The following is a 7790-nucleotide window of genomic DNA, read 5'->3' as shown; positions in this document are numbered from 1 at the left end:
CCCCGGCAGCCGTACCGCCGCGTCGGCCACGCGCGTGTGGAGGGCGCCCTCGTCGGCGTCGGAGTGCACGGTGACCGTCCGGATGCCCAGCTCGCCGCAGGTGCGGAGGACGCGGCAGGCGATCTCGCCCCGGTTGGCGACGAGCAGAGTCGAAATCACGGGATCCCTCACATCCGGAAGACGCCGAAGCCGCCGCGCGCGCCCTCGTAGGGGGCGGTGTGGACGGCGGAGAGGCACAGGCCGAGGACGGTGCGGGTGTCGCGCGGGTCGATGACGCCGTCGTCGTACAGCCGCCCGGACAGGAACATCGGCAGCGACTCGGACTCGATCTGCTGCTCCACCATCGCCCGCAGCGCCGCGTCGGTCTCCTCGTCGTACGGCTGTCCCTTCGCCGCCGCCGACTGCCGGGCGACGATCGACAGCACGCCCGCGAGCTGCTGCGGGCCCATGACGGCGGATTTGGCGCTGGGCCAGGCGAACAGGAAGCGCGGGTCGTAGGCCCGCCCGCACATGCCGTAGTGCCCGGCGCCGTAGGAGGCGCCGAGGAGGACGGACAGGTGCGGCACCCGCGAGTTCGAGACGGCGTTGATCATCATGGCGCCGTGCTTGATGATGCCGCCCTGCTCGTACGCGCGGCCGACCATGTAGCCGGTGGTGTTGTGCAGGAAGACCAGCGGGATGTCGCGCTGGTTGGCGAGCTGGATGAACTGGGCGGCCTTCTGCGACTCCTCGCTGAACAGCACGCCCCGGGCGTTGGCGAGGATGCCGACGGGATAGCCGTGCAGGCCGGCCCAGCCGGTGACGAGGCTCGTCCCGTACAGCGGCTTGAACTCGTCGAAGTCTGAGGCGTCGACGATCCGGGCGATGACCTCGCGGGGGTCGAAGGGGATCTTCAGATCGCCGGGAACGACACCGAGGAGCTCCTCGCTGTCGTATGCGGGCGGCTCCGCGGCGGGGGGATCGGGATGGGCCTTGCGGTGGTTGAGGCGGGCGACGACGCGGCGTGCCTGTCCAAGGGCGTCGCGTTCGTCGACGGCGAAGTGGTCGGCGAGACCGGACACACGCGCGTGCATCTCGGCGCCGCCCAGCGACTCGTCGTCGCTCTCCTCCCCGGTCGCCATCTTCACCAGGGGCGGTCCGCCGAGGAACACCTTGGCGCGTTCCTTGACCATGATCACGTGGTCGGACATGCCGGGGATGTAGGCGCCGCCGGCGGTGGAGTTGCCGAAGACGACGGCGACGGTCGGGATGCCGGCCGCCGACAGCCGGGTCAGGTCCCGGAAGACGGCGCCCCCGGGGATGAAGATCTCCTTCTGGGAGGGCAGGTCGGCGCCGCCGGACTCGACGAGGCTGACGCAGGGCAGCCGGTTGGCGAGCGCGATGTCGTTGGCCCGCAGCGCCTTCTTCAGGCTCCACGGGTTGCTGGCGCCGCCGCGCACGGTCGGGTCGTTGGCGGTGATCAGGCACTCCACGCCCTCCACCACCCCGATCCCGGTGACGAGCGAGGCGCCCACGGTGTGGTCGCTGCCCCAGGCGGCCAGCGGCGACAGCTCCAGGAACGGCGTGTCGGGGTCCAGCAGCAGCTCGATCCGCTCCCGCGCGAGCAGCTTGCCGCGCCGCCGGTGCCGCTCGACGTACTTCGGGCCGCCGCCCGCGAGCGCCTTGGCGTGCTCGGCCTCCAGGTCGGCGAGTCTGGCGAGCATGGCCTCGCGGTGGGCCCGGTAGTCGGGGGAGCCGGTGTCCAGGGCGGAGGAAAGGACCGTCACAACAGGGCCTCCGGGATGTCCAGGTGGCGGGAGCGCAGCCATTCGCCGAGCGCCTTGGCCTGCGGGTCGAACCGGTGCCGGGCGGCGACGCCCTCGCCGAGAATCCCCTCGACGACGAAGTTCAGGGCGTGCAGGCCGGGCAGGACGTGCCGGGTGACGGGCAGCGCACGGCTCTCGGGGACCAGCTGCCGGAACCGGTCGGCGGTCAGCTCGTGCACGAGCCACCGCCAGCCGTCCTCCGACCGCGCCCACACCCCGACGTTGGCGTCCCCGCCCTTGTCGCCGCTGCGGGCCCCGGCGACGAGCCCGAGCGGGGCACGCCGCACGGGGCCGCCCGGAAGGGGATCCGGCAGGGGCGGCTTTGGTACGTCCTCGAGTGGGCGCGTGTCCTGGGCCGGCGGCACGGTGACACGGCGGCCGTCGTGGAGGACGGCCACATGATCGACGGCGTCCTGGGGAACGTACGCGGCCTCGAAGACGCCGTAGGGGGCGCCCTTCCCCGGCGGGGCCAGGACGTGGAAGCCGGGGTAGCCGGCCAGCGCCAGCTCCACGGCGGCCCCGCTCAGCGCCCGTCCCACGGCCTCCTCGCCGGGGTCGCGGACGACGAGCCGGAGCAGGGCGCTCGCGGTCTCCTGGGTGTCGGCGTCGGGCCGGTCGGTGCGGACCAGGTCCCACCGCACCTCGGCGGGCCGGGCCTCGGCGGCCCCGAGGGCGTCCTCCATCTGCAGCCTGACCAGCTCGGCCTTGTACTCGATGTCGAGCCCGGTGAGGACGAAGGTCACTTCGTTGCGGAAGCCGCCGAGGCGGTTGAGGCCGACCTTGAGGGCGGGCGGCGGGGCCTCCCCGCGCACGCCCTCGACGCGCACCCGGTCGGGTCCGTCCTGGCTGAGCCGTACGGTGTCCAGCCGGGCGGTGACGTCGGGCCCGGCGTACCGGGCCCCGCCCGTCTCGTACAGGAGCTGGGCCGTCACCGTGCCGACGTCCACGAATCCGCCGGTGCCGGGGTGCTTGGTGAGGACGCAGCTGCCGTCCTCGTGGAGCTCGGCGAGCGGGAAGCCGGGCCGGCGGAGCCGGTCGAGGGGGTGTTCGGCGGCGAAGGCGTAGTTGCCGCCGGTGGCCTGGGCGCCGCACTCCAGCAGGTGCCCGGCGACGACGGCGCCGGCGAGGTGGTCGTGGTCCTCCGGTGCCCAGCCGAAGTGGGCGGCGGCCGGCCCGGTCACCAGGGCCGCGTCCGTCACGCGCCCGGTGACGACGACGTCCGCGCCCTCGCGCAGACAGGCGGCGATGCCGAAGCCGCCGAGGTAGGCGTGGGCGGCGAGGCTGTCCCTGGGGGTCGCCCCTGCTCGAGCGGAGCCGAGAGCTCGGGGGAGGCGGGCCCTGAGGTCGTCGCCCTCGACGTGGGCCACACGCACGGGGACACCGAGGCGGTCGGCCAGCTCCCGCACCGCGTCGGCGAGTCCGGCGGGGTTCAGGCCGCCGGCGTTCGTCACGATCCGCACGCCCCGCTCGTGGGCGAGCCCGAGGCACTCCTCCAGCTGCCGCAGGAAGGTGCGGGCGTACCCGGCCGCCGGGTCCTTCAGCCGGTCCCGGCCCAGGATCAGCATGGTCAGCTCGGCGAGGTAGTCGCCGGTGAGGACGTCCAGCTCGCCGCCGGTGAGCATCTCGCGCATGGCGTCGAAACGGTCGCCGTAGAAGCCGGAGGCGTTGCCGATCCGCAGGGTCCGCGACGTCACCCGGCCACCCCCTTGGGCGCCCGCCCGTCACCGGGCGGCCCGGCGAAGGCCTGGGCGATGTCCAGCCAGCGGTCGGCGTCCGGGCCCTCGGCGCGTACGGCGAGGTCGGTGCGGTGGGCGCGCTGGGTGACCAGCAGGCAGAAGTCGAGGGCGGGCCCGGTGACGCGCTGGGGGGCGTCCTCGGGGCCGTACGCCCACAGCTCGCCGGAGGGACCCCGCACCTCCACGCGGAACTCCTCCTCGGGCACGGGCAGCCCCCGCGCCCCGAAGGCGAAGTCCCGCGCTCGCACCCCGATGCGCACCACATGCCTGAGCCGGTCGGTGGGTGTGCGCATCACACCCAGTGCGTCGGCCACGTCCTGCCCGTGCGCCCAGGTCTCCATCAGCCGCCCGGTCGCCATGGAGGCGCCCGACATCGGCGGCCCGTACCAGGGGAACCGGGCACCGGGCGGCGCCGCGCGCAACGCGGAGTCGAGGGCCGCCCGCCCCTTCCGCCACCGCGCCCGCAGCTCACCCGGCGGCAGCCGGGCACCCTCCTCCGCCCCCTGGTCCACGAACGACCCGGGCGCGGCGAGCGCCTGCTCGACCAGCGCGTGGAAGCCGTCCGGGTCGGTGACGGCGAGAAGGGCGGACCGGTCGGTCCAGGCGAGATGGGCGATCTGGTGGGCGACGGTCCATCCGGCCGCGGGGGTGGGGCGTCCCCACTGCTCGGCGCTCAGCCCGGCGACCAGCCGGTCGAGTTCTTCGCTTTCCTCACGCAGATCGTCGAACACGGGCGTCGGATCGGCCATGGGGGGAGCATGGCAGCGCCCGCGGAGACAATCAAGCATGCGTGCATGCTTTTTCCCGCAGGGTGTCCACGGCCGTCACCGCGCGGGCGGGCCCTCCGTCAGGAGTCCACCTGCGGCACCGGCGCCTTCCCCCGGGCCACCTGTGTCCGCACCGCCCCCATGCTCGCCGCGATGACCAGGGCGATCGCGACGGTCTGCGGCGCGGTGAGGGACTGGCCGAGGATGAGGAAGCCGGCCGTGGCGGCGAGGGCCGGTTCCAGGCTCATGAGGATCGCGAAGGTGGAGGCGGGCAGGCGGCGCAGGGCGAGCAGTTCGAGGGTGTAGGGCAGGACGGAGGACAGCAGCGCCACCGCCGCGCCCAGCCCGAGCGTCACCGGATCGACCAGCTTCGCGCCCGACTCGGCGATCCCCAGCGGCAGGAACAGCACCGCGCCCACCGTCATCGCCAGGGCCAGTCCGTCGGCCTGCGGGAAGCGGCGGCCGGTACGGGCGCTGAAGACGATGTAGGCCGCCCACATGCCGCCCGCCGCCAGCGCGAAGGCGACACCGACGAGGTCCAGACTGCCGAAGCCCCCGCCCCCGAGCAGGAAGACACCGCCCAGGGCGAGACCGGCCCACACGAAGTTGACCGCGCGGCGTGAGGCCAGGACCGACAGGGCGAGCGGGCCGAGGACCTCCAGGGTGACCGCCGGACCGAGCGGGATGCGGGCGACGGCCTGGTAGAAGAGGCCGTTCATGCCGGCCATCGCGATGCCGAAGACGACGACCGTGCCCCAGTCGGTGCGCGAGTGCCCGCGCAGCCGCGGCCGGCAGACCACCAGCAGCACGATCGCGGCCACCACCAGCCGCAGGGTCACCACACCGAGCGCGCCCGCCCTCGGCATCAGGGCCACGGCCAGCGCGCCACCGAACTGCACCGAGACACAGCCGCCGAGCACCAGGCCGACCGGCCCGAGCGAACCGAAACGGCCCGGCCCTCCGGACACGGGTGCGCCGGCCGACGGGGAGACGACAGGGGGCGAGGGGGACGTCGAAGGGGAGGGGGTGGCGGCGCTGGGCGTGGTCACGGGGCTGTCCAGGGGGCTGAGCTCGGGTTTTGTTCATCGCGATGTACTGCTGGGTCCAGGGTAATGGACCCCGTCAGGTGTGTGAGACCCGCACACCACTGTCTCACCGCCCCGGCTCAGTCCGCATCCAGTGCTTCCGCCAGCACCTCCGCGAGGTGCCGCCCCCGCACCCCGGCCAGCTGCTCCAGTTGCGTACGGCACGAGAAGCCGTCCGCCAGGACCACCGTCCCGTCCGGTGCCTGCCGCACCGCCGGCAGGAGCTGTTCCTCGGCGCAGGCCGCCGACACCTCCCCGTGGCCCTTCTCGAAGCCGAAGTTCCCGGCCAGGCCGCAGCAGCCGCCGGACAGCTCGCCGGTCAGGCCCGCCGCCGTACGCAGGTCCCGGTCGGCCGTGTCGCCGAGGACCGCGTGCTGGTGGCAGTGGGTCTGGCCGGCGACCGGACGGTCCAGGCGGGGAGGGGTCCAGTCGGGGGCGTGGCGCCGCAGGGTTTCGGCGAAGGTCAGCACGCGGTCGGCCAGGCGGCGGGCGCGCGGGTCCTCGGGCAGCAGTTCCGGCAGGTCGGTGCGGAGGGCGGCGGCGCAGCTCGGTTCCAGGACGACGACCGGGGCGGAGGTCTCCAGCACCGGTTCCATCAGGTCGAGGGTGCGGCGCAGCACGGTGCGGGCGCGGTCGAGCTGGCCGGTGGAGACGTACGTCAGCCCGCAGCACACCCGGCCCCGGCCGCGCAGTACGGACACGGGGTTCAGCAGCGCCGAGCTTCCGTCGCCCACCGGGGGCCGGCGCAGCCGCAGCGTCGGCGGGAGCGCCACCCGCAGCCCGGCCGCCTCCAGCACGCGTACGGCCGCGCGGCCCACGGACGGCGACAGGTGCTCGGTGAAGGTGTCCGGCCACAGGACGACCAGCTCGCCCCGCCCCTGCCCTCCGCCTGCCCGCCTGCGGCGCCACCATCGGGTGAACGGCTCCCCCGCCACCTCCGGGATCCCCCGTTCGGGGGCGATTCCGCCCAGCCGTTTCGCCACCGAGGCCAGCGGGCGTACGGCGGCGAGCGCGTTCAGCAGCGGCGCGGTGCGCGTACGGGCCACCCAGCGCAGCCACACCGGAAGCCATCCCATGGAGTAGTGGGCGGCGGGGCGGCGCCGCCCGGCGTAGTGGTGGTGCAGGAACTCCGCCTTGTACGTGGCCATGTCGACCCCGACCGGGCAGTCGGACCGGCAGCCCTTGCACGACAGGCACAGGTCGAGCGCGTCCCGGACCTCCGCCGACCGCCAGCCGTCGGTCACCAGCTCGCCCGCCAGCATCTCGTGCAGCAGCCGGGCACGCCCGCGCGTGGAGTGCCGCTCCTCGCCCGTGACCCGGAAGGAGGGGCACATCACCGCCGGGCCCGACACCGCCGTCGTACGGCACTTGGCGACGCCCACGCACCGGCGCACCGCCGCCGAGAAGTCCCCGCCGTCGCCCGTGTAGCCGAAGGCCACGTCGACCGGGCGGCGCGGCAGCACGGAGAAGCGGAGGCCTGCGTCCAGCGGGGCCGGGCGGACCAGCATCCCGGGGTTGAGCAGGCCGTCCGGGTCCCAGACGTCCTTGGCCCGCTCGAACAGGGCCACCATCTCCTCGCCGTACATCCTCGGCAGCAGCTCGGCCCGCGCCTGTCCGTCCCCGTGCTCCCCGGACAGCGAACCGCCGTGCGCCACCACCAGCCCGGCCAGTTCCTCCGAGAACCGCCGGAAGCGGCCGATCCCCACCTCCGTGAGCAGGTCGAAGTCGATGCGGACGTGGACGCAGCCGTCCCCGAAGTGGCCGTACGGCGTGCCGCGCAGCCCGTGGGCGGCCAGCAGCGCCCGGAAGTCGCGCAGGTACGGCCCCAGCCGGGCCGGCGGCACCGCGCAGTCCTCCCAGCCCGGCCACGCCTCGGTGCCGTCGGGCATCCGGGTCGCCGTACCGCTCGCGTCCTCCCGGACCCGCCACAGCGCACGCCGGGCGGCCGGGTCGGTGACGACGAGCGCGTCCACGACGTCGGCCGCGCGCACGATCACCTCCGCACGCGCGCGTGCCTCCCGCTCCGTCTCCCCTCCCGTCTCCACGAACAGCCAGGCGTCGCCCCGGGGCAGCCCGGCGGCCGCAGCCGGCACCAGGTCCCGTGCCATCCCCTCCACGGTCAGCGGCCGGTACGGCAACAACCCGGCGGCCGCCTCGGCCGCGGCGCCCTCGTCGGCGTACCCGAGCACGGCCAGCGCCCGCGCGCGGGGTGCCTCCACCAGCCGTACGACCGCCTCGGTCAGCACGCCCAGGGTGCCCTCCGAGCCGCAGAAGGACCGCGCCACGTCGGCACCGTTCTCGGGCAGCAGCGCGTCCAGGGCGTATCCGGAGATACGGCGGGGCAGCTCGGGGAAGCCGGTGCGCAGCCGGGCCGGCTCGCCGTCCACCAGCTCCCGC

Annotated in this window: 6 protein-coding genes; all 6 read right to left on the bottom strand. The window is 74.7% G+C overall.

Features of this window, described 5'->3' with window-relative positions; all coding sequences use genetic code 11:
• On the bottom strand, nucleotides 1–159 hold a 159-nt coding region (locus tag RH94_RS42100; protein ID WP_234425505.1), incomplete at its 3' end, for a biotin carboxylase N-terminal domain-containing protein.
• An 8-nt stretch (nucleotides 160–167) separates the two neighbouring features.
• Complete coding sequence (locus RH94_RS03025) at nucleotides 168–1766, bottom strand: acyl-CoA carboxylase subunit beta (RefSeq protein WP_073946107.1); 1599 nt, start codon at nucleotides 1764–1766, stop codon at nucleotides 168–170.
• On the bottom strand, nucleotides 1763–3499 hold the full coding sequence (locus RH94_RS03020) for an acyclic terpene utilization AtuA family protein (RefSeq protein WP_073946106.1): 1737 nt from the start codon (nucleotides 3497–3499) through the stop codon (nucleotides 1763–1765). The genes RH94_RS03025 and RH94_RS03020 overlap by 4 nt, the downstream gene beginning before the upstream one ends.
• Complete coding sequence (locus RH94_RS03015; protein ID WP_073946105.1) at nucleotides 3496–4290, bottom strand: TIGR03084 family metal-binding protein; 795 nt, start codon at nucleotides 4288–4290, stop codon at nucleotides 3496–3498. The genes RH94_RS03020 and RH94_RS03015 overlap by 4 nt, the downstream gene beginning before the upstream one ends.
• A 98-nt stretch (nucleotides 4291–4388) precedes the next feature.
• The gene (locus RH94_RS03010; RefSeq protein WP_073946104.1) at nucleotides 4389–5357 is read right to left on the bottom strand and encodes an EamA family transporter; all 969 of its coding nucleotides are present in this window, start codon (nucleotides 5355–5357) and stop codon (nucleotides 4389–4391) included.
• A gap of 116 nt (nucleotides 5358–5473) precedes the next feature.
• On the bottom strand, nucleotides 5474–7790 hold a 2317-nt coding region (locus RH94_RS03005; RefSeq protein WP_234425494.1), incomplete at its 5' end, for an FAD-binding and (Fe-S)-binding domain-containing protein.

This window comes from Streptomyces kebangsaanensis, assembly GCF_001906585.1.
GTDB lineage: Bacteria > Actinomycetota > Actinomycetes > Streptomycetales > Streptomycetaceae > Streptomyces > Streptomyces kebangsaanensis.
This window is presented reverse-complemented; position numbering and strand designations above follow the sequence as displayed.